The following is a 21,520-nucleotide window of genomic DNA, read 5'->3' on the forward strand; positions in this document are numbered from 1 at the left end:
TAAAAATGTCTGTTCAGGCCCGGGCAAGCGCAGCGCCACCGGGCTTTTCAGACTTAGATTTTACCGACCAGGTCCAGGGATGGAGCCAGGGTCGCGTCGCCTTCTTTCCATTTCGCCGGGCATACTTCGCCTGGGTGAGAAGCAACGTACTGTGCAGCTTTGATTTTGCGCAGCAGGTCGGATGCATCACGGCCAATACCTTCAGCGGTAACTTCGATGGCCTGGATGATGCCCTGCGGGTCAACGATAAAGGTGCCACGGTCGGCCAGACCTTCGTCTTCACGCATGTTTTCAAAGTTACGGGTCAGGGCGCCAGTCGGGTCACCGATCATCGCGTATTTGATTTTAGCGATGGTTTCAGAGCTGCTGTGCCATGCTTTATGGGTGAAGTGGGTGTCGGTAGAGACGGAATAAACGTCTACGCCCAGCTTCTGCAGTTCTTCGTAGTGGTCAGCCACATCGCCCAGTTCGGTCGGGCAAACGAAAGTGAAGTCAGCCGGGTAGAAGAAGAACACGCTCCAGCGGCCTTCGGTATCTTTCTCGGTGATCTCTACGAAGTCGCCGTTTTTGAACGCCTGGTTTTTGAAAGGTTTGATTTTGGTGTTAATTAAAGACATCTGTACTTCCTCCGTGTTTTCGTTGAGGTGTAAGGTAACCAACTTTGCCGATCCGGGCTAATGCGTTTGCATTATCAAATCAATCAGCGATACCTAACAACCCTTCACAAGAAACTGCGTGAACTAAAAAAGTAAAAAGGCCGCCTTGACGGCGGCCCTGATACCTGAGCTACCCGTAGGTAACCTCAGTGCCAGCCGAAGCTGGCGATGCGTTGCGCTCTACATTACCTTTAGCAAGGTCGTAACAGCGCTGTGGATTACAACACCCACTCAAAGAAAGGGCAATTGGCTGAAACGGCAATAATATCTATGACTGCGATAGGTTTTACCGAACCCGCTATTTCTCTTTGATTTTTAAGGATTAATCATGTTAAGACCCGCCCTGCTCCTTGCGTTGCTCCCTTTCATCGCTCATGCCGAAGAGCTTCCCGCCCCGGTAAAAGCCATTGAAAAACAGGGTATTACCATCATTAAATCGTTTGATGCGCCCGGCGGGATGAAGGGGTGGTTGGGCAAATATCAGGATATGGGGGTCACCGTCTACCTGACGCCAGATGGCAAACATGCCATCTCAGGGTATATGTATGATGAGCAAGGCAAGAACCTGAGTGAGCAGGTGATCCAGAAAGAGCTGTACGCCCCCGCCGGACGTAAACTCTGGCAACGGATGGAGAAAGCCGGATGGCTGCTGGACGGCAAAAAAGAGGCCCCGCGGGTGATCTATGTCTTTGCCGATCCGTTCTGCCCTTACTGCCTGCAGTTCTGGCAGCAGGCGCGTCCGTGGGTCGATGCCGGAAAAGTGCAACTGCGCACGCTGCTGGTGGGGGTCATTAAGCCTGAAAGCCCGGCCACGGCGGCAGCGATCCTCACCGCTGACGACCCGGCGAAGCGCTGGCATGATTACGAACAGTCTGGCGGCAAATTAGCCCTGACCGTACCGTCATCAATCCCGCCTGCGCAACAAAAAACCCTGCAAGAGAACCAGGCGATCATGGATGCGCTGGGTGCCAGCGCCACACCGGCGCTTTATTACATGAACGATCAAAATGAATTACAGCAGGTGGTCGGGCTGCCAGATAAAGAGCAGTTAAACATGATGATGGGTGCGCGTTAATACAAGACTGGCGGCTGAAAATCAATAATATTGCCAGCGCTATTTGGGATAAAAATATCACATAAAGCCGCCACCCTTTATTTCATTAATCTACAGGCATGATATATTTAGCCGAAATTTAAACTAAGTTAAGTTAGCCAATCAAATGGATGGCGAATGACTAACTTAACTTTATAATTGTCGTGTATAAGATAACGGCATCAATACAGCTAATCAGGATGAATTATGGCTAATCTTTATGATCTGAAAAAATTTGACCTCAATCTTTTAGTTATATTTGAGTGTATTTATCAACATCTTAGTATCAGCAAAGCGGCAGAAACGCTGTTCATTACCCCTTCGGCGGTAAGCCAGTCGCTGCAACGCCTGCGTAACCAGCTCAACGATCCGCTTTTTATCCGCTCCGGTAAAGGCATTACGCCCACCACGGTGGGTATGAATCTACATAAACACCTGGAACAAAACCTTAACGAGCTTGAGCAGACCATTAATATTATGCATGGCTCATCTCTGCGGAAAAATTTCACCGTTTACAGCCCGCAGCTCCTGACGCCAACCGCCATCCTGGCACCATTGAAGCTGCTGATGCGCGAGCACAATTATGAAGTTGAATTTCATGATATGTTGCTCTCGTCTGATTCGGCAGAGGATCTTCTTGCCTATCGCAGGGCTGATCTGGTCTTCACCTTTGCGCCGGTAAACAACCGCTCCATTGTCTGCTCGCCGCACAAAACTTTTCCTTTCGTTCTGGTTTGCCGTAAGAGCCACCCTCGCCTGGGCGACAGCGCCACGCTGGAAGAGTTAAACAATGAGAAATACACGTTTTTCATGAGCGAAGAGCCTGGTGTGAAAAACTTTCAGGCGCAAACCGAAAATCTTCTGCCAGAACGAAAAATTGCGTTCCGCTGTAATTCGTTTTTTTCTCTGATGACGATGGTGTCCTCCTCTAATCTTCTTGGATTTATTCCTGAGACCGTCTACGAACAATATCGCGACGTGCTTCATTTCAGAAAAGTCGTTGCCCCCTTTGCCTTGCCGACAATCGAAAGCTATATGTTGTATAACCGCGTGGCGTTAAACAACGCCGTCTTTTCCAGTTTTATCGAGCAGATCAGCGCGCCCGACTTTCAATATGACTGAATAATATACCGGAGTCATTTAATCACTCCGGTATATTGATAATTTAGCTTAAGTGAATAAGTATTACAGTGTATTAAGCCGCTGCGCCGCAGCTAACAGCGTGGATTCCTGTTTGGCAAAGCAGAGTCGAATAAGCTTATGCGGGAATGTATCGGCACAAAATACCGATAACGGGATCGCTGCTACCCCCACCTCTTTGGTTAGCCACTCGCAGAAGCTGACATCATCCAGATCGGAAACAGCACTGTAGTCTGCCAGCAGGAAGTAGGTGCCTTCGCAGGGTAAAATCTCCAGCCGACTTTCGCTAAGCGCCTCGATAAAGCGATCCCGTCGGGCGCGATAAAAGTCCGGCAGCTCACGGTAATGTTCAGGCTGGTGGCGCAGCATATCGGCAATCGCCAGCTGTGCCGGGGTGTTGACGGCAAAGGTCAGGAACTGATGCACCTTGCGCAGCTCGGCGCTGATGGCCGCAGGCGCTACGCAGTAACCCACTTTCCAGCCGGTCATATGGAAGGTTTTACCGAAGGATGAGACGGCGATCGCCCGTTCGCGCAGCTGCGGATGGGCCAGCACGCTAACATGTCCCGCATCGGTAAAGCAGATATGCTCGTACACTTCATCGCTCAACACATAGATTTCGCGTTCCGCAATAGCCTGCCAGAGCGCGGCAAAATCCGCCTGCTGCCACACCGTGGCGGACGGATTGTGCGGCGTATTCAAAATCACCAGCCGGGTTTTGTCGCTCAGCAGCTGCGCAAAAGTTTTCCGGTCCGGGCGGAAGTGCGGCGGCTGTAGCGCCACGCGCTTTATCACGCCGCCCGACAATTCAATCGCCGGGGCATAGCTGTCGTAACTGGGATCGAAGCAGATAACCTCATCGCCCGTGCGTACCAGCGCCGTGATGGCGGCGTACAGGGCTTCGGTTGCCCCGGCGGTCACGGTTATGTCGCTGTTGGCATCCGGTTTATAGCCATACAGCTCTGCGGTTTTATCAGCAATCGCTTCACGCAGCGGCTGCACTCCGGTCATCGGCGCATACTGATTCGCGCCGTTCGCAACATGGTAAGCCAGGCGTTGCTGAAGGTATTCCGGGCCATCAAAATCCGGGAAGCCTTGCGACAGGTTGATCGCATTATGCTGCTGCGCCAGGGCGCTCATCCGGGTAAAGATGGTGGTGCCAAGACTGGGAAGTTTACTTTCAGGAATCAAAGAGTTATTACTCATTTCGCCGGACCTGTATGTCATCAATATGTTGCCGCCACTATAACACGATGTTAGTATTTGGCAATCAAGACGCTTAGACGTCTAAACCATAATGATATTCCTGGCCGAAGAGGTAAAAAGGAAGATGACAGACAACCTGCAACTCACACAACTCGTCGAGGCCTGCCACTGGATCGGCGCCAAAGGATGGGCCCCGGCCACCGGCGGCAACATGTCCGTTCGGCAGGACGACACCTGGTGCTGGCTCAGTGAATCCGGTAAAGACAAAGGCAGCCTGACCACCGCTGACTTCCTGCAGGTTGAGATCGCCACCAATCGTGCCCCTTCCGGGCGTAAACCATCGGCAGAAACCGGTCTTCATACCCTGGTATACCGTCTCTTCCCTGAGGCGAACGCGGTGCTGCACGTCCATACGGTGAACGCGACGGTGCTGTCGCGGCTGGTGAAAGCGCCTGAGCTGCACATCAGCGGCTTTGAGATGCAAAAATCCCTCCGCGGGCAGACCACGCATCTGGATACGGTGCCGGTGGCAGTATTTGATAACGACCAGGATATTGACGCGCTGGCGTCACGTATCGCCCATTACGCGCGGGAGCGCCCGTTGGATTATGGTTTTCTTCTGCGCGGTCATGGCTTAACCTGCTGGGGACGCGACGTGGCCGAAGCCCGGCGTCATCTTGAAGGCCTCGAATTCCTGTTCGAGTGCGAGATGCGTTTACGACAACTGGAGAGAGTATGATTCGCGCGATTGTGACGGATATTGAAGGTACCACCAGCGATATCCGTTTTGTCCATAATGTCCTGTTCCCCTACGCGCGCGAGCGGCTGGCTGCGTTTATCAAAGCGCAACAGTATGCGGAACCGGTCAACACCATTCTGGACAATCTGCGCGAAGAGATTGCCCAGCCGCAGGCCAGCACCCACGATCTGATCGACACCCTGTTTGCGTTTATGGATGAAGATCGCAAATCAACGGCACTGAAGGCGTTGCAGGGGATCATCTGGCAGGAGGGCTATGTCAACGGCGACTTCACAGGTCACCTCTACCCGGACGTTCTGCCGTCTCTCGAAAAATGGAAAGCGCAGGGCATTGATCTCTATGTTTATTCCTCGGGCTCCGTGGCCGCGCAGAAACTGTTATTTGGCTACAGCGATGAAGGTGATATTACTCATCTGTTCAGCGGCTATTTTGATACCCATGTGGGCGCCAAGCGCGAGGTGCAGTCTTATCAGAATATTGCGGCCCAGATTAATGTGGCCCCCTCGCAGATCCTGTTCCTGTCGGATATTCATCAGGAGCTGGACGCCGCTGAGCAGGCCGGTTTTCGTACCCTGCAGCTGATTCGCGGCGATGAGGACGGTGCCAGCCACCACCATCAGGTGCATCACTTTGACGACATCAATCCGGAGCAGATCCCTTCATGAGCGCTTTGACCATTTTTTCAGATAAAGAAGCCAGCCAGCCGCAGTGGCACAGCACCGACGCCGACGCCATCCAACAGCAGCTGAACGCCCGCGGCGTCCGCTTTGAACGCTGGGAGGCCGATCGCGATTTAGGCCGCGATCCTGACGCAGAGACGGTGATTAATGCCTATCAGCACGCCATCGATAAGCTGGTGGCGGAAAAAGGCTACCAGAGCTGGGATGTGATCAGCCTGCGCGCGGACAACCCGCAGAAAGAGGCCCTGCGGGCGAAATTCCTCAATGAACATACCCACGGCGAAGACGAAGTGCGTTTCTTCGTTGAAGGCGCAGGGTTGTTCTGCCTGCACATTGGCGACCAGGTTTATCAGGTTTTATGCGAAAAAAACGACCTGATCTCGGTTCCTGCCGGCACGCCGCACTGGTTTGATATGGGCTCTGAGCCGAACTTTACCGCCATTCGTATCTTCGATAACCCGGAGGGATGGGTGGCGCAGTTTACTGGCGATGCGATAGCGGATAGCTATCCGAGATTGCCCTGAGGCTTTCCCCTTACCCCTCACCCTAACCCTCTCCCCATAGGGGAGAGGGGATCGTACGGAGCTGTCTTCTCGTCCTCTCCCGAACCGCACGGAGCCCTCTTTTCTCCCTCGCCCCTATGGGGAGAGCGGACCGTACGGAGCTGTCTTCTCGCCCTCTCCCGAACCGCACGGAGCCCTCTTTTCTCCCTCGCCCCTATGGGGAGAGGGGACCGTACGGAGCTGTCTTCTCGCCCTCTCCCGAACCGCACGAAGCCCTCTTTTCTCCCTCGCCCCTATGGGAAGAGGGGACCGTACGGAGCTGTCTTCTCGCCCTCTCCCGAACCGCACGAAGCCATTTTTTCTCCCTCGCCCCTATGGGGAGAGGGGACCGTACGGAGCTGTCTTCTCGCCCTCTCCCCTATGGGGAGAGGGGACCGTACGGAGCTGTCTTCTCGCCCTCTCCCGAACCGCACGGAGCCCTCTTTTCTCCCTCGCCCCTATGGGGAGAGGGTCGGGGTGAGGGGCTCAGACCGCACGAATGCCAAAAATCCCCTTCGCCACATCCTCAGGCGTCACCACGCCCGTATCCAGCACCCAACCGCTAATTAATGCCGCAGGCGTTACGTCGAACGCCGGGTTATAGACCTGCGCGTCAGTGGGTGCCCACTGCACCGCACCGAAACTCCCCGCCACCCCGCTCACTTCCCGGGCGTCACGCTGCTCAATCGGGATCGCCTCGCCGTTCGGGCAGTTGGGATCCAGCGTGGTTTGCGGTGCCGCCACGTAAAACGGTATGCCGTGAAATTTCGCCAGCACCGCCAGGGAATAGGTGCCAATTTTGTTCGCCACGTCGCCGTTGGCAGCAATGCGATCCGCGCCGACCCATACCGCGTCCACCTCGCCTTTCGCCATCAGGCTGGCCGCCATCGAATCGGTGATAAGCCTGTAGGGCACGCCCAGCTCACCCAGCTCCCAGGCCGTCAGCCTGCCGCCCTGCAACAGCGGACGGGTCTCATCCACCCAGACGTTGCTGACGTTACCCTGCTGATGCGCGAGGGCAATCACCCCCAGCGCGGTGCCGACACCCGCCGTCGCCAGCCCGCCGGTGTTGCAGTGGGTCAGCAGACGGCTGCACGGCTTCACCAGCGCGCTGCCTGCGTGGGCAATGGCGTCGCAGAGCTGCCTGTCCTCGTCGATCAGACGCAGCGCCTCGGTCACCAGCGCCGCAACAAAATCCTCCTGCCACAGCGCCTGTTTCATGCGATCCAGATTATTCATCAGGTTCACCGCCGTCGGGCGCGAGGCGCGCAGGGTCTCCAGCGCCACCGCCAGTTCATCCCGGCTGTGGCCGTTTTCCGCCAGCAGCGCTAAAAGCAGGCTGGCAGACAGCCCTATCAGCGGCGCGCCCCGCACGCGCAGGGCGTGAATATGGCCCACCAGGCCGTCAACCGTCGACGCATCCAGCCAGCGTTTCTCCTGCGGAAGCGCCTGCTGATCGAGAATAAATAGCTGATTTTCCGTCACCCGCAGGCTGGTCGTCTGTAATCTCTGCATGTCGTTAATTCTCTGTTGCGTTGTTGTAGCACATTGTGTCAGGATAAAATCCAGATGTATAGACGTCTAAATGTCTTTATTACCCGCACAGATGAGGAACAGGCAATGTCGCAATACCATACCTTTACCGCTCAGGACGCCGTAGCCTATGCCCAAAAATTTGGCGGCCTCGACGATCCCACCTCGCTGGTGGAGGCGCAGGAGGTAGGCGACGGTAACCTCAATCTGGTGTTTAAAATTTTCGATAACCAGGGCGTCAGCCGCATTATCGTTAAACAGGCCCTGCCCTACGTGCGCTGCGTGGGCGAGTCCTGGCCGCTGACGCTGGACCGCGCCCGTCTCGAAGCGCAAACCCTGGTTGAGCACTACCAGCACAGCCCGCAGCATACGGTCAAAATTCACCACTTCGACCCGGAACTGGCGGTGATGGTGATGGAAGATCTCTCCAGCCATAAGATCTGGCGCGGGGAGCTGATCAATAACGTTTACTATCCGCAGGCGGCGCGTCAGCTGGGTGAATATCTCGCCCATGCGCTGTTCCATACCAGCGATTTTTACCTCCACCCGCATAGCAAAAAAGCGCAGGTGGCGAAGTTCATCAACCCGGAAATGTGCGAGATCACCGAAGATCTGTTCTTCAACGATCCCTACCAGATCCACGAGCGCAATAACTACCCGGCGGCACTGGAAAACGACGTGGCCGCCCTGCGCGACGACGCCCAGCTGAAAATAGCCGTTGCCGCCCTGAAGCACCGCTTCTTCTCTCAGGCCGAAGCGCTGCTGCATGGCGACATCCATAGCGGCTCGATTTTTGTCGCCGAGGGCAGTCTGAAAGCCATTGACGCAGAGTTCGGTTATTTCGGCCCGGTGGGCTTTGATATCGGCACCGCCATCGGCAACCTGCTGCTGAACTTCTGCGGCCTGCCGGGTCATCTGGGTATTCGCGATGCGGCCGCCGGGCGTGAACAGCGCCTGATCGACATCCAGCAGCTGTGGACCACCTTTGCGGAACGTTTCCAGGCGCTGGCCGCAGAAAAATCCCGCGATGCGGCGCTCAGCGTGCCGGGTTACGCCAGTGCGTTTCTGAAAAAGGTCTGGCATGACGCCGTTGGCTTCTGCGGCACCGAGCTTATCCGCCGCAGCGTGGGCCTGTCGCACGTCGCGGATATCGACACCATCCGTGATGACGAGATGCGCCACGAATGCCTGCGCCACGCCATTACGCTCGGCAAGGCGCTGATTGTGATTGCCGATCGCATCGACAGCGTGGAAGATCTGGTGGCAAGGGTGCGCCAGTACAGCTGAGTGCGGCCTACGGTTTTCACCCTCTCCCTGCGGGAGAGGGTCGGGGTGAGGGCATCAGGCAGCTCTCATCCTAAGTACTCAATCACCGACAACCCGCCGTTGTAATCCGTGCTGTAGATAATCCCCTGCGCATCGACAAACACATCGCAGGACTGGATCACCTGCGGACGGTTGGGCCGGGTATCCATCATCTTCGCGGGCGCGGCGGGCACCAGCGCGCCGGTCTCCACCGGACGATACGGGTCAGAAATATCATAGGCGCGCACCCCGGCATTCTGGTAGGTGGCAAAAATCAGCGTCGAGCTGACAAAGCTCCCCGGCCGGTTTTCGTGCAGGTTGTGCGGCCCGAAGTGCGCCCCTTTCGCCACATAATCCCGCTCGTTCGGCTGCGGAAAGGTGGAGATACTCACCGGGTTCGCCGGCTCGCGAATATCAAACAGCCAGATCAGCTTCTCGCCGTCTTCCTGATTGTCGAGCACCGCCTCATCCAGCACCACCAGCAGATCCCGGTCCGGCAGAGGCAGCGCGGTATGCGTGCCGCCGCCAAAGGGCGGGCTCCAGTTGCGATGGCTGATCAGTTTCGGCTGGCGGCGATCCTTGATATCCAGTAGCGTTAATCCGCCGTCGCGCCAGCTGCCGTAGGCAGTGTCGCCCGCAATAATCGCGTGGTGCAGGGCATAGCGTTTACCTTTCGGCCACGCCGGCGTTTCCCCTGCCGCCTGGTTCATCCCCGGCAGCCACCAGCGCCCCGCCACCTCCGGCCTGCGTGGATCCGCCAGATCGATGGTCAGGAAAATGTAATCGGTAAAGCCGTCAATCAGCGCCGAGACGTAGGCCCAGCGCCCGCCCACGTACCAGATGCGGTGAATGCCGATCCCACTCAGCGACAGGAAACCGATCTCCCGCGGCTTATCCGGGGTAGAGATATCAAAAATGCGCAGCCCGGCGCTCCAGCCTTTGTCCTGCACGTCGCTGACCGTCTCCCCCACCTGACGGGTGTAGTAAACCTTTTCGTCGGCGAAGCGGGCATCGGCAAACAGATCCCGGGCGTTGATTACCAACAGCAGGTCGTCGTGGGCCTGCAAATGTACGTTCCATGTGCCGGGCGGCGCGGGCACATAGCCCGCCGCTTTCGGGTTCTTCGGGTCGCGCACGTCGACGATGGAGAAGCCCTGCGACACCATATGGCCGATGTAAGCGAAGCCGCGATGCACCATCAGCTGCACGCCGTCCGGGCGTCCGCCCTGGTCGCTGTGGCCAATCAAGCGCATATTGCGGCTGTATTCGGGGGTGGGTAATGCAGACACGCAACCTCCTGATGCCCGGTGGCGTTGGTTTTCACCCTCTCCCTGAGGGAGAGGGCCGGGGTGAGGGCACCAGACCACACCAACTGCCACCCGGCAAAGTTTATTTTGCCTTCGCTTCCAGCGTCGCAAACCACGGAGCGATAAAGTCCTGGGTCTGGCCCCAGCCCGGAATGATTTTACCCAGTGACGCCACGTTCACCGCGCCCGGCTGGGCAGACAGCAGCGCCTGCGGAATGGCCGCCGCTTTAAAGTCGTAGGTCGCAGGTGTCGCTTCCCCGGCAATCTTGTTGGCGATCAGACGCACGTTGGTCGCGCCAATCAGCTTCGGATCCACCGCCACGCTCACTACCCACGGGCTGCCCGCATCACGCATCAGCTGCAGATCCTGGTTGGAGATATCAATGCTGTAGAGTTTGATCTCGGTGCGGCCGTTCTCTTTCAGCGCTTTATAGGCGCCCTGGCTGAAGGCATCCCAGGTGCCCCAGATGGCGTCGATCTGCCCTTTCGGGTATTTCGCCAGCACTGCGCCCACTTTATTGGCGGTGTCGCCCTGCACGTCAGAGGAGACCGCGCCGATGGACTCCAGCTCTTTGATGCCCGGATTCGCCTTCAGCAGCGCCTGGTAGGCGGTCTGGCGACGCTCCATCGGCGGGAAGCCAGCGACCCACAGTTTGATGATGTTGGCCTTGCCGTTAAAATCTTTCACCAGCTGGCCGAACGAGAGGTTGGTCAGAGAGGCGTCATCCTGCTGCGTCACGGTCACACCCGGGATCTCCCCGTTCACCGCGGTATCGAACACCGCTACCTTGATCCCGGCATCGACGGCTTTTTTCACCAGCGCGGTGGAGTACGGATCGCGCCCCTGGGAGAGGATAATGCCGTCATATTTTTGGGTGATCGCCTGGTTAACGAAGTCCTGGAATCTGGCATCATCGCCGTTGCTTAAAAAGGTGCTGACCTTAAAGCCGAGCTTTTTCCCTTCCTGGATCGCACCGGCCACAAACTGGGTGGTGTTGTCGTCAGAGCCGAGATTACGGATCACCGCGATACGGATCTGCCCGTCGTGGCTGGCAATCGCCGCAGGCACCGGCGCAGGCGTCGCCGCATAGCCCGGCAGTGAACTCAGTAATCCCAGCGTCAGCAAAGAGAGTGCAACTTTTTTCATTTTTAATCCCGTCGTGTTGTTAGCGTTTTTGTACGTAGGTAATGGCCAGCGCAATCGCCAGCACCAGCCCTTTTATAATGTCCATGGCGTAATAGGGCACCGAGAGCATCACCAGTCCGTTGGAGAGCACGCCCAGGATCACCGCCCCCACCAGGGTGCCCAGCGCGTTCGGTTTGCCGGAGCCGGCGAGCGAGAAGCCGATCCACGCCGCCGCCACCGCATCCATCAGATAACCGCCGCCCGCATTCACCTGCGAGGAGCCAATGCGCGAGGCCAGCAGAATGCCGCCTAAACCCGCCAGCAGCGAGGCAATGACGTAGGCCGCTACCTTGTAGCGGGTGGTGCGGATCCCGGACAGGCGCGCCGCCTCCGGGTTGCCGCCGATAGCGTACATCCGGCGCCCGTGGGTGGTCAGCGACAGCCCCAGCTGCGCCAGCAGCGTGACCGCCAGCATGATAATCACGATGGTCGGCACCTGCCCCAGCGCACCAAACGCCGCCGGGATGGTCCCTTCCGCCATATCACCGCTCGGCAGCACCATGTTTTCGGTAATCGACCCGCCGTAGCTGTAAGTCATCGCCACGCCCTGGATCACAAACAGGCTGGCGAGGGTGGCAAGCATGTCGGGAATGCGCAGGATGACGATCAAAAAGGCGTTAAACAGCCCCACCAGGGTGCAGAGCGCCAGGGTGATGAGGATGGATTCGGTGGTGCCGAAGCCGTGCCAGACAAAGAGCGAGATCACCAGCGCGTTCGCCAGCGACGCGGTGGATCCGACGGAGAGGTCAAACCCGCCAATGGTCAGCGAAATGGAGACCCCGACGGCAATCACCGTCACGATGGCGATGGAGCGCAGAATGTTGATGATGTTGTTTGGATCGAGGAAGTTCTCTGACGCCAGGCCGAAAATGGCCACCAGCGCGACCACCGTCAGCAACATGCCCCATTTATAGAGAAAATCGAAAATTTGCTGACGGCCAGACGCCGCCGCGGTCACTGAAAGGGCCTTGCTCACGACGCCGTTCCTCCGGTTGAATAATAAAGTAATGTCTCTTCGCGGGCGTTCGCCCCCTCCACTTCCGCCACGATGCGCCCGTCCCACAACACGCAGATGCGGTCGCACAGGCCCACCAGTTCGGAAAATTCGCCAGAGGCGTAAATCACCCCTTTGCCTTCCCGTGCCAGGCCGTCAATAAGCTGGAACAGATCGGTTTTGGCCTTCACGTCCACCCCTTTAGTGGGCTCGTCAAAGATCAGCACCTGGGCGTTGCCGCGCAGCCATTTGCCGATGGCGACCTTTTGCTGGTTGCCCCCGGAAAGCCGCCGCAGCATCTGCCCCGGCCCGCGGGTACGAACCCCCACCCGGGCGATAACCTCTTCCGCCCAGCGCCACGCCTGGCGATGGCCAAACAGGCTCCAGCGCGAAAAGGTGTTATCCGCGCTGACGGCGAGGTTCATGCTCACGGGTTCATCAATAAAGATGCCCTCTTTGCGCCGCTCCTCCGGCACCAGCGCCAGCCCACGCAGCACGGAATCCGCCGGATCGCGCGGTTTCCACGGCTGATGGTTCAGCTCGCCCCTGGCCACCTGGCTTTTCGTTGCGCCAAACAGCGCCTTGCAAAGTTCGGTTTTCCCGGCGCCCGCCAGCCCGGCAATTCCCAGAATCTCGCCCTTGCGCAGATGCAGGGAGATATCCTTCAGCAGCCCTTCGTCATGCAGCCCCTCCACGCGGAGCAGCGTTTCCTGGCTGTGCGGTGGGCGCGCAGGCGGATAGGTATCGCTCAGCGCGTGCCCGAGCATCTTCTCAACAACCTCTTCGCCGCTGAGATCCGCCATCGGGCCGGACTCAATCAGCTTGCCGTCGCGCAGCACCGTTAAGGTGTCGCAGATCGCCTTCAGCTCATGGATGCGGTGGGAGATAAACACCACCCCGATCCCCTGCTGCTGCAGGCGCCGTACCACGGCGAACAGCCGCTCGCTTTCGTGGGCATCCAGCGGCGCGGTAGGTTCGTCCAGAATCAGAAAACGGCAGTGATGGGAGAGCGCCCGCGCCAGCAAAATTTGCTGTTTTTCGGCCAGCGTGCAGCTGTCGATGGAGCGCCGCACGTCAAGGGCGACGTCAAGCTGCGCCAGCGCTTGCCCGGCCTGCTCGCGCAGTCGACGCCAGTTGAAGCGATGCCCCGGCAGCGCCAGATGGTCGAGCATAATATTTTCGGCAATGCTGAGGCCGGGGATCAGCGCCACGTCCACCTCCTGCTGCACCAGGTGGATGCCCAGCCGTTTGGCATCCCCCGGCTCGCGAATGGTGACGGGCTGATGATTGATGCCGATTTCGCCCTCATAGCGCGCGTGCGTACCGCACAGCACCGCCATCAGCGTGGACTTTCCGGCACCGTTCGCCCCCGTGAGCGCGTGCACCGACCCGCCCGTCAGGGTGAAATCAACGCGCGACAACGCCTGAAAGCCTGAGAAAGCCAGGCTGATGCCGCGCATCTCGAGGCGACTGGTGATCATCCGCTGCTATCCTGTAATTAATCTTTTGATTTATAGAATTTTTCACAGCATTGTCTGGCTGGCAACGACGGAAAAGGCATAAGATAAAGCAAAATAATATTAGCCATCCGGATGTCCAGACATAACATCAGGTTAGCGCTTCGCAAAAAGGACAACATTATGAGCAACACTGAGATCCGCGTCGTTCCCGGCCCGGCAAATTACTACTCCCACCGCGGCGCACTGGCCCGCCTGGACGCTTTTTTCACCGCCGATCAACTCTCCCGGGCGGTGTGGATCTACGGTGAGCGCGCCCTGGCCGGGGCCCGCCCGTTCCTGCCAGAGAGCTTTGACGCAGAAGGGGCAAAACGGCTGCTGTTTACAGGCCACTGCAGCGAGCAGGATGTGAATCAGCTGGCGCAGCAGGCGGGCAAGGATCGTAGCGTGGTGATTGGCGTGGGCGGCGGTGCGCTGCTGGATACCGCCAAAGCGGTGGCCCGCCGTCTGGGTTTGCCGCTGGTGGCTATCCCCACCATCGCGGCCACCTGTGCAGCCTGGACCCCGCTGTCGGTGTGGTACAACGATGCCGGGCAGGCGCTGCATTTTGAGATCTTTGACGATGCCAACTATCTGGTGCTCGTCGAGCCGGAGATTATCCTTAATGCCCCGGCTGAGTACCTGCTGGCGGGGATCGGCGATACGCTGGCGAAGTGGTATGAAGCGGTGGTGCTGGCCCCTCAGCCTGAACAGCTGCCGCTGACGGTGAGGCTCGGTATTAACGGGGCGCTGGCGATCCGCGACGTGCTGCTTGCGCACAGCGAGCAGGCGCTGGCCGACCAGACGCGCCGCGAGGTTACCCGGGCGTTTCATGACGTGGTGGATGCCATTATCGCAGGCGGTGGCATGGTTGGCGGGCTGGGGGAGCGCTACACCCGCGTGGCGGCGGCGCATGCGGTGCATAACGGCTTAACGGTGCTGCCGCAGACGGAAAAATACCTCCACGGCACCAAAGTAGCCTACGGCATTCTGGTGCAGAGCGCCCTGCTCGGCCAGGACGACGTGCTGCGCGAGCTGATCGCGGCGTACCAGCGCTTTAATCTGCCCACCACCCTGCGTGAGCTGGAGGTCGATATCACGAACCGCGAGGAACTGGATAAGGTCATCCACCACACCCTGCGTCCGGTGGAGTCGATTCACTATCTGCCGGTTGCGCTCACCCCTGACGTTCTGCGCGCGGCGTTTGAGAAGGTGGAATCCTTCGCCCGATAAACGCGTCGACCGACTATACCTAATGATGATTCTCACCACTCTCGTAACGAGGTCATCATGCAGATCGATTTAACAGGTAAAAAGGCACTGGTTACCGGTGCCAGCCGTGGGTTGGGTCGCGCCATTGCGCTGTCGCTGGCCCGGGCCGGTGCCGATGTGGTTATCACCTATGAAAAGTCCGCCGACAAAGCCCAGACCGTGGCGGATGAAATCCGGTCGCTGGGGCGAAACGGTGAGGCCATACAGGCGGACAGCGCCAGCGCGCAGGCGATTCAGGATGCCGTCACCCAGGCGGCGCGCACCCTGGGCGGGCTGGATATTCTGGTGAACAACGCCGGGATCGCCCGCGGCGGCCCGCTGGAGTCCATGACCCTGGCGGACATTGATGCCCTTATCAACGTCAACATTCGCGGGGTGGTGATTGCCATTCAGGAGGCGCTGGTGCATATGTCCGACGGCGGTCGCATCATCAACATCGGCAGCTGTCTGGCGAACCGCGTTGCCCAGCCGGGTATCGCCGTCTATTCGATGACCAAATCAGCGCTCAATTCCCTGACCCGCGGGCTGGCACGTGACCTTGGCCCGCGCGGCATTACCGTTAACCTGGTCCATCCCGGCCCCACCAACAGTGATATGAACCCGGAGGATGGTGAACAGGCTGAATCCCAGCGTCAGCTCATTGCACTCGGACATTATGGCCAGCCGGACGATGTCGCCGCCGCGGTGACGTTTCTTGCCAGCCCCGCCGCCGGGCACATCTCCGGCACCGGGCTGGATGTAGATGGCGGGCTGAACGCCTGACACCTGCTCGCAGCTTTGATGTAAGCCTCTGTCGCCCGGCAGAGGCGTTTTCGACCCGCCTCGACGAACGCGCTTTTGCCGCTTTTTCCGCTCTCCCCCTCGCCCTACAGTACCCCATAAGTAAGTCGGAATTTATCTAATAGTCTTATTATTTCCTTATATTTTGCGTGGGCGTACAGTGGAGGTACGGATGAAGATTGTCTGGTCAAAAACCGCGGAGGAGCAGTTAGCGAAAATCGATCCCCGCTACCGCTGGCGTATTGCACGCAGGCTGGCAAGTCTGGATGACCATGCCGCTCCCGTGGCGGATATTAAAAAATTGTCCTCACCCGAAAACCACCATCGATTGCGGGTGGGTGATTACAGGGTCATCTACACCCTTAAGAATCAGCAAAGTGATACCTGTTATGTGGTGTCCGTTAAGCGTCGAACAACAACCACCTATCTTCATGAGGAGCATATGGAATATGACTGTGCAGTTAATTAAGGATGAAGAGGGAAAAACGCAATATGCCGTCATTCCGTACAGCGACTATCTTCGCATGCGCTTAGCCATGCTGGAGCTGGATGACGACGATGAAAGCGAATGGAAAGATATTCCTTACGAATCAGATATCTACGATAACGTTGGCTTGCCGGGAGAGGTCTGCAACGTAATGCATAGCGAAAACGTCAGCCTGCAGGCGGCCTGGCGCATCTGTCGCGGCTTATCCCAGCAGGAGGTCGCCGACAAACTCGGCATCAGCCAGTCCGCCGTCTCACAGCTGGAAGCCGTTGGCTCCCGCCCGCAAAAACGCACCCGCGAAAAACTGGCGGCCATTTATGGCTGCCGTCAGGAGCAGATTAGCCTTTACTTACCGAAAGAGGGTTAACAGCACTTGGCCCCGCCTTTGCTGCCGTAGCGGGCATCCTGGCGGTCGCGGAAAAAGGCTTCGTAGGTCATCGGCGTCTGGTCGGGATGGTTGACGCGCATATGCTCGACGTAGTTATCGTAATCCGGCACGCCGATCATCATTTTTGCTGCCTGACCTAAATACTTACCGGCTTTGGACAGGGTATCGAACATCGCTTTTCTCTCACTTATTGCCCCTCACCCTAACCCTCTCCCCACAGGGGAGAGGGAACTTGAAACACCCTCTCCTCTGTGGGGAGAGGGCAGGGGTGAGGGGGATTAGGTTAATGTGCCCCTTTCGCCTGGGTCACAATCTCTTCATAGTTGGCCGGCATCGGCTCGTATGGCGTCTCTTTCGCCGTTGGCTTGTCCTGTTTCAGGGCAGCCATCGCGGTCTTCAGAGAATACAGGGCCAGCACCACAACCACCACCATAAAGAAGATAGTCAGCCCGGCATCCAGACGGTTGTTAAACACCAGCTGGGAGAGCTGCGACTCGGTGTATTGCGCCGGGATGTTGCCGCTGTCGATCATCGCCTGGAACCTGTTGGCGATAGCGAGGAAGCCCACTTTCGCATCCGGGCTGAAGGCTTTCTGCCAGCCGGCGGTCAGAGTACAGATCAGCAGCCAGGCGGTCGGCACCAGCGCCACCCAGGCGTAGCGCTGACGTTTCATCTTGAACAGCACCACCGCGCAGAGCATCAGCGCCATACCGGCCAGCATCTGGTTAGCGATACCGAACAGCGGCCACAGGGTGTTGATGCCGCCCAGCGGATCGACCACCCCCTGATGCAGGAAGTAGCCCCACGCCAGCACGCAGAGCGCCGTCGCCAGCAGGTTAGCAGGCAGTGATTCGGTGCGTTTCAGGCCAGGGGAGATCACCCCCAGCAGATCCTGCAGCATAAAGCGCGCCGCACGCGTCCCGGCATCCACCGCCGTCAGGATAAACAGCGCTTCGAACAGGATCGCGAAGTGATACCAGAAGGAGACGTCCATCAGGCCGCCCAGCGCCCCGTGCAGAATATAGGCCATCCCCACCGCCAGGGTCGGCGCACCGCCCGCCCGGGAGATAATCGACTGCTCGCCTACTTCATTGGCAATGTGGGCCAGCGTATCCGGGGTGATGCTAAAGCCCCAGCCGCTGACCACCTGCGCCGCAGAGGCCACCACGTCCGCCGTACCGGCAGGCGCCAGCACCGCAATCGGGCTGTTCATCGCAAAGTAGACGCCCGGATCGATAATACAGGCCGAGACCAGCGCCATAATGGCCACAAAGGACTCCATCAGCATGCCGCCGTAGCCGATAAAGCAGGCCTGATTTTCATTGGCCAGCATCTTCGGCGTGGTGCCGGAGGCGATCAGGGCGTGGAAGCCAGAGACCGCGCCACAGGCGATGGTGATAAACAGGAACGGGAACATGTTGCCGGACCAGACCGGGCCGGTGCCGTCAATGAATTTGGTTACCGCAGGCATGGTCAGGGTCGGGCGCATAATCAGAATGCCAATCGCCAGCCCAACGATGGTACCGATTTTCAGGAAGGTGGAGAGGTAATCGCGCGGCGCCAGCAGCAGCCACACCGGCAGCACCGCCGCCACGAAGCCATAGCCCACCAGCATCCAGGTCAGCTGCACGCCGGTATAGTCAAAGTACGGTGCCCAGGTTGGGCTCTCGGCCACCCAGCCGCCGGAAATAATGGCGAACACCAGGAAGACCAGGCCAATCACCGACACTTCGCCGATGCGTCCCGGGCGCAGGTAGCGAATGTAGATACCCATAAAGATCGCCAGCGGAATGGTAAAGGCGACGGTATATGTCCCCCACGGGCTGTGGGTCAGGGCTTTCACCACAATCATCGCCAGCACTGCGAGGATGATCACCATGATCATAAAGCAGGCCACCAGCGCAATCACCCCGGCGGTCGGCCCCATCTCCTCTTTCACCAGCTCACCGAGGGAACGCCCGTCGCGGCGGGTGGAGACGAACAGCACCATAAAGTCCTGCACTGCCCCGGCCAGCACCACCCCGGCGAGGATCCAGATCATCCCCGGCAGGTAGCCCATCTGCGCGGCAAGTACCGGCCCCACCAGCGGCCCGGCCCCGGCGATAGCGGCAAAGTGGTGACCAAACAGCACTTTTTTGTCGGTGGGCACATAGTCCAGCCCGTCGTTATGCCGCACCGCAGGCGTCATGCGCGTCGGGTCGACCGAGAGCACGTTGCGGGCGATAAATTTGCCGTAAAAACGATAGGCAATCAGATAGATACAGACCGCTGCGACGACTATCCACAGCGCATTAATCTGTTCACCGCGGTTGAGGGCGATATAGCCCAGCGCAAAGGCTCCCACCACGGAGAGCCCTGCCCATAAGAGGTATTTCCCTGAGTTGTTCATGATATGGTTTCCATCATCGCAGAAGTGAGATGTTACATTTTGTATCTATAACACTCACTTAAGATTTAACAACTCAACTACACGTAAAAACAGACATCCAACCAGTCATTTACATAACATTGTTAAGCCGATCACTTTCATCCCGTCCAGCGGCGGAGAACCTTAATGAAAACGGGGCACAGCGCTGTAATGCCCGGTAGCGGCTTCGCCTTACCGGGCCTGGCATACCACGAACCCCTGGCCGGGTAAGCGCAGCGCCACCCGGCACACAGCCGAACTCTCTACCCCAACACCATGGTACTCAACCGGCAGGTACAGCAGCGCCGTCCCTGCTCGTCATACACCACGATCTCCCAGCTCTGGCTGGTGCGCCCGAGATGCAACGGCTGACAGACGCCGCGTACCTTTCCCTGCGCCACTGCCCGGTGATGGGTGGCGTTCAGCTCCGTTCCCACCACGCTCTGCCCCTCGCGGGTCATCAGGAAACCGGCCATCGACCCGAGCGTTTCCGCCAGCGCCGCCGACGCGCCGCCGTGCAGCAGACCAAACGGCTGATGGGTGCGGGCATCCACCGGCATCTCGGCTTCAAGGGTATCGTCGCCAAGACGGGTATAGACGATGCCCAGATGCGCCACCATAGTGTTCTGGCTGGTGGCGTTCAGCGCCTCCAGCGATAAATGACGTTTCCAGATCATCTACGCCCCCAGCGTGGAGCCGCCGTCCACCACGATATCCTGCAGGGTGATGTGGCTGGCGTGGTCGGAGGCGAGGAACAGCACGGTGCTGGCAATCTCCTGCGGACGGGCAATTTTACCCAGCGGGATCCCGAGCTTAAACTGCTCGCCAAAGCCGCGAATACGCTGCTGTTCCGCGTCGTCGCTTTTCCACAGGGTGCGCTGCATGTCGGTATCGGTGGAGCCCGGCGACACCAGGTTACAGCGCACGCCGCTGCCCGCCAGCTCCAGACCGACGGTCAGGGCCAGACTTTTCAGCGCCGCTTTCGAGGCGCCGTAAGCGCTCATGCCGATGCGCGGGGTGTGGGCCGCGTCGGAAGCCACGGTCACAATCGCCCCGCCCTGCTGACGACGGAACTGACCCATCGTCTGCTGGAACAGGTTGAACGCGCCGCCGACGTTGACCGCAAAGGTCAGCTGCCAGTCGTCCTGCGACAGTTGATCCGTTGCTCCCATGCGTAAAATACCGGCGGCGTTAACCAGCACGTCCAGACGCTCGACAGTCGCGAGCAGCCGCCCGCAGACGGCATTCACCTGCTGCGCGTCCGCCACGTCCAGCACTTCGGTGGCAAAGGGATAATTCTCCTGCGGGAAGGCGACGTCAAAACCCGTCACCTTTGCCCCCGCCTCAGCAAACGCCTGCGCGGTAGCGTAACCGATGCCTTTGCCGGCCCCGGTCACCCAGACGGTTTTACCCGTGAAGTCCAGCATCATTTCACCTCGCGGGAGAGCAGCGCCCACCAGGCATCCAGGGTTGGGTTTTTCGCCAGCATCACGAAGTCGATATCGCCATGCACTTTGCGCCAGCGCGCCGCGAGAGCCATCATTCGCACCGAATCCAGACCGTAGTCGATCAGGTTTTCATCATCCATCGGCTCGTCGGACTCATCCAGCAACGGCAGGATCAGCTTGCGCAACGCCGCTTTACTGGCCGGCAGCGACGGCAGCAGCTCGTCGGTAACCACCACGCGTCCGGAACGACCGGCCACGTATTTGAGCGACATCAGGTGCTCGTCACGGGTGAAATCGGCCAGCGCATCGGCAACGAAGAATGGCTGAATGTCGCGCATAAAGGCGTCGGTGGCGGTGGTCATGCAGCCAATGTGGGCGTACACGCCGGTGATGATCAGCTGGTCACGGCCGCTCTCTTTGAGCATCTGCTCCAGCGGAGAGCGGTGAAACGCGCTGTAGCGCCACTTCACCAGCACGGTGTCGTCTTCGTCCGGGGTCAGCTCAGCGACAATGCGCTGCTGCTCCGGCGAACGGGTCAGCCCCGGCCCCCACATGTCGTTCAGCAGGGCGCGGTCTTCATCGCTCTGCTCTTTCGGCTGGGCGGTGTAATAGACCGGGATACCCTGCTGTTTGCAGTAGTCGCGCAGCCGGGCGATGTTCGCCACCACCTGCGCCATCATCGGGCAGTTATCTCCCCAGAAATTGAGGAAATACTCCTGCATATCGTGGATCAGCAGCGCGGCGCGGGAAGGCTCCAGCGTCCAGCTCACTTTGTTGGTCGGCAGGTCGGCCGCCCCTGGCAGCGCGTAACCGGTTAATTTTGGAATTGCCATCGTCTTG

Annotated in this window: 22 protein-coding genes; 10 read left to right on the forward strand and 12 right to left on the reverse strand. The window is 58.6% G+C overall.

Going from position 1 to position 21,520, the window contains the following annotated elements:
• Positions 1–53: 53 nt before the first annotated feature.
• On the reverse strand, positions 54–617 hold the full coding sequence (gene ahpC, locus MXM41_RS10705) for an alkyl hydroperoxide reductase subunit C (RefSeq protein ID WP_032617008.1): 564 nt from the start codon (positions 615–617) through the stop codon (positions 54–56).
• Between the two features lie 367 nt (positions 618–984).
• On the opposite strand from ahpC, the gene dsbG reads away from it, so the two are divergent.
• Both dsbG and citR read left to right on the forward strand, forming a co-directional pair.
• Positions 985–1,731 (forward strand): thiol:disulfide interchange protein DsbG, encoded by a 747-nt coding sequence (gene dsbG / locus MXM41_RS10710; RefSeq protein WP_325931862.1) that lies wholly within the window; start codon positions 985–987, stop codon positions 1,729–1,731.
• A 225-nt stretch (positions 1,732–1,956) separates the two neighbouring features.
• Positions 1,957–2,871 (forward strand): DNA-binding transcriptional repressor CitR, encoded by a 915-nt coding sequence (gene citR, locus MXM41_RS10715; protein ID WP_325931863.1) that lies wholly within the window; start codon positions 1,957–1,959, stop codon positions 2,869–2,871.
• 63 nt (positions 2,872–2,934) lie between these two features.
• On the opposite strand, the gene MXM41_RS10720 is transcribed toward citR, so the two are convergent.
• Positions 2,935–4,095: a pyridoxal phosphate-dependent aminotransferase gene (locus MXM41_RS10720; RefSeq protein WP_325931864.1), complete on the reverse strand. Its 1,161-nt coding sequence runs from the start codon at positions 4,093–4,095 to the stop codon at positions 2,935–2,937.
• Positions 4,096–4,219: 124 nt separating this feature from the next.
• Here MXM41_RS10720 and MXM41_RS10725 point away from each other — a divergent pair, with 124 nt between their 5' ends.
• From MXM41_RS10725 to MXM41_RS10735, 3 genes are read left to right on the forward strand one after another with little or no spacing between them, the layout of a single operon-like run.
• A complete protein-coding gene (locus tag MXM41_RS10725) occupies positions 4,220–4,834 on the forward strand; it encodes a methylthioribulose 1-phosphate dehydratase (RefSeq protein WP_325931865.1) in 615 nt (204 codons plus the stop codon).
• The gene (gene mtnC / locus MXM41_RS10730; protein ID WP_325931866.1) at positions 4,831–5,520 is read left to right on the forward strand and encodes an acireductone synthase; all 690 of its coding nucleotides are present in this window, start codon (positions 4,831–4,833) and stop codon (positions 5,518–5,520) included. Before MXM41_RS10725 ends, mtnC begins: the two co-directional genes overlap by 4 nt.
• Complete coding sequence (locus MXM41_RS10735) at positions 5,517–6,059, forward strand: acireductone dioxygenase (RefSeq protein ID WP_325931867.1); 543 nt, start codon at positions 5,517–5,519, stop codon at positions 6,057–6,059. Before mtnC ends, MXM41_RS10735 begins: the two co-directional genes overlap by 4 nt.
• Positions 6,060–6,563: 504 nt before the next feature.
• Here MXM41_RS10735 and mtnA read toward each other — a convergent pair.
• Positions 6,564–7,592, reverse strand: a complete 1,029-nt coding sequence (gene mtnA, locus MXM41_RS10740) for an S-methyl-5-thioribose-1-phosphate isomerase (protein ID WP_325931868.1) — start codon at positions 7,590–7,592, stop codon at positions 6,564–6,566.
• Between the two features lie 105 nt (positions 7,593–7,697).
• Here mtnA and mtnK point away from each other — a divergent pair, with 105 nt between their 5' ends.
• A complete protein-coding gene (gene mtnK / locus MXM41_RS10745) occupies positions 7,698–8,897 on the forward strand; it encodes an S-methyl-5-thioribose kinase (RefSeq protein ID WP_325931869.1) in 1,200 nt (399 codons plus the stop codon).
• A gap of 65 nt (positions 8,898–8,962) precedes the next feature.
• On the opposite strand, the gene MXM41_RS10750 is transcribed toward mtnK, so the two are convergent.
• The 4 genes from MXM41_RS10750 to MXM41_RS10765 form a co-directional block, all read right to left on the reverse strand.
• Complete coding sequence (locus tag MXM41_RS10750; RefSeq protein WP_325931870.1) at positions 8,963–10,204, reverse strand: LVIVD repeat-containing protein; 1,242 nt, start codon at positions 10,202–10,204, stop codon at positions 8,963–8,965.
• A 100-nt stretch (positions 10,205–10,304) separates the two neighbouring features.
• Positions 10,305–11,369 (reverse strand): sugar ABC transporter substrate-binding protein, encoded by a 1,065-nt coding sequence (locus MXM41_RS10755; RefSeq protein WP_325931871.1) that lies wholly within the window; start codon positions 11,367–11,369, stop codon positions 10,305–10,307.
• Between the two features lie 19 nt (positions 11,370–11,388).
• Entirely contained in the window at positions 11,389–12,384 is a 996-nt protein-coding gene (locus tag MXM41_RS10760) for an ABC transporter permease (protein WP_325931872.1), read from the reverse strand.
• Positions 12,381–13,883: a sugar ABC transporter ATP-binding protein gene (locus MXM41_RS10765; RefSeq protein WP_325931873.1), complete on the reverse strand. Its 1,503-nt coding sequence runs from the start codon at positions 13,881–13,883 to the stop codon at positions 12,381–12,383. Before MXM41_RS10765 ends, MXM41_RS10760 begins: the two co-directional genes overlap by 4 nt.
• A 159-nt stretch (positions 13,884–14,042) precedes the next feature.
• Between MXM41_RS10765 and MXM41_RS10770 the strand changes: the two genes are divergently transcribed.
• The 4 genes from MXM41_RS10770 to MXM41_RS10785 all read left to right on the forward strand — a co-directional run bounded on the left by MXM41_RS10770 (position 14,043) and on the right by MXM41_RS10785 (position 16,804).
• Positions 14,043–15,131 (forward strand): oxidoreductase, encoded by a 1,089-nt coding sequence (locus tag MXM41_RS10770; RefSeq protein ID WP_325931874.1) that lies wholly within the window; start codon positions 14,043–14,045, stop codon positions 15,129–15,131.
• 57 nt (positions 15,132–15,188) lie between these two features.
• The gene (locus MXM41_RS10775; RefSeq protein ID WP_325931875.1) at positions 15,189–15,932 is read left to right on the forward strand and encodes a 3-oxoacyl-ACP reductase family protein; all 744 of its coding nucleotides are present in this window, start codon (positions 15,189–15,191) and stop codon (positions 15,930–15,932) included.
• Positions 15,933–16,122: 190 nt separating this feature from the next.
• Positions 16,123–16,419 carry a type II toxin-antitoxin system RelE family toxin gene (locus MXM41_RS10780; RefSeq protein ID WP_325931876.1) on the forward strand — a complete coding sequence of 99 codons (297 nt, stop codon included), beginning with the start codon at positions 16,123–16,125 and terminating at the stop codon, positions 16,417–16,419.
• Entirely contained in the window at positions 16,400–16,804 is a 405-nt protein-coding gene (locus MXM41_RS10785; RefSeq protein WP_325931877.1) for a helix-turn-helix transcriptional regulator, read from the forward strand. Before MXM41_RS10780 ends, MXM41_RS10785 begins: the two co-directional genes overlap by 20 nt.
• On the opposite strand, the gene MXM41_RS10790 is transcribed toward MXM41_RS10785, so the two are convergent.
• From MXM41_RS10790 to MXM41_RS10810, 5 genes are all read right to left on the reverse strand, one after another.
• The gene (locus tag MXM41_RS10790) at positions 16,801–16,998 is read right to left on the reverse strand and encodes a YbdD/YjiX family protein (RefSeq protein WP_325931878.1); all 198 of its coding nucleotides are present in this window, start codon (positions 16,996–16,998) and stop codon (positions 16,801–16,803) included. The genes MXM41_RS10785 and MXM41_RS10790 overlap by 4 nt on opposite strands.
• Positions 16,999–17,108: 110 nt before the next feature.
• Positions 17,109–19,214 carry a pyruvate/proton symporter CstA gene (gene cstA, locus MXM41_RS10795; protein WP_325931879.1) on the reverse strand — a complete coding sequence of 702 codons (2,106 nt, stop codon included), beginning with the start codon at positions 19,212–19,214 and terminating at the stop codon, positions 17,109–17,111.
• A gap of 281 nt (positions 19,215–19,495) precedes the next feature.
• On the reverse strand, positions 19,496–19,909 hold the full coding sequence (gene entH / locus MXM41_RS10800) for a proofreading thioesterase EntH (protein WP_325931880.1): 414 nt from the start codon (positions 19,907–19,909) through the stop codon (positions 19,496–19,498).
• Positions 19,910–20,656: a 2,3-dihydro-2,3-dihydroxybenzoate dehydrogenase EntA gene (gene entA, locus MXM41_RS10805; RefSeq protein WP_325931925.1), complete on the reverse strand. Its 747-nt coding sequence runs from the start codon at positions 20,654–20,656 to the stop codon at positions 19,910–19,912. It abuts the gene before it with no gap.
• A 2-nt stretch (positions 20,657–20,658) separates the two neighbouring features.
• Positions 20,659–21,513, reverse strand: a complete 855-nt coding sequence (locus MXM41_RS10810; RefSeq protein ID WP_325931881.1) for an isochorismatase — start codon at positions 21,511–21,513, stop codon at positions 20,659–20,661.
• Between the last annotated feature and the right edge of the window lie 7 nt (positions 21,514–21,520).

The organism is Leclercia adecarboxylata (assembly GCF_035787115.1).
GTDB lineage: Bacteria > Pseudomonadota > Gammaproteobacteria > Enterobacterales > Enterobacteriaceae > Enterobacter > Enterobacter adecarboxylatus_E.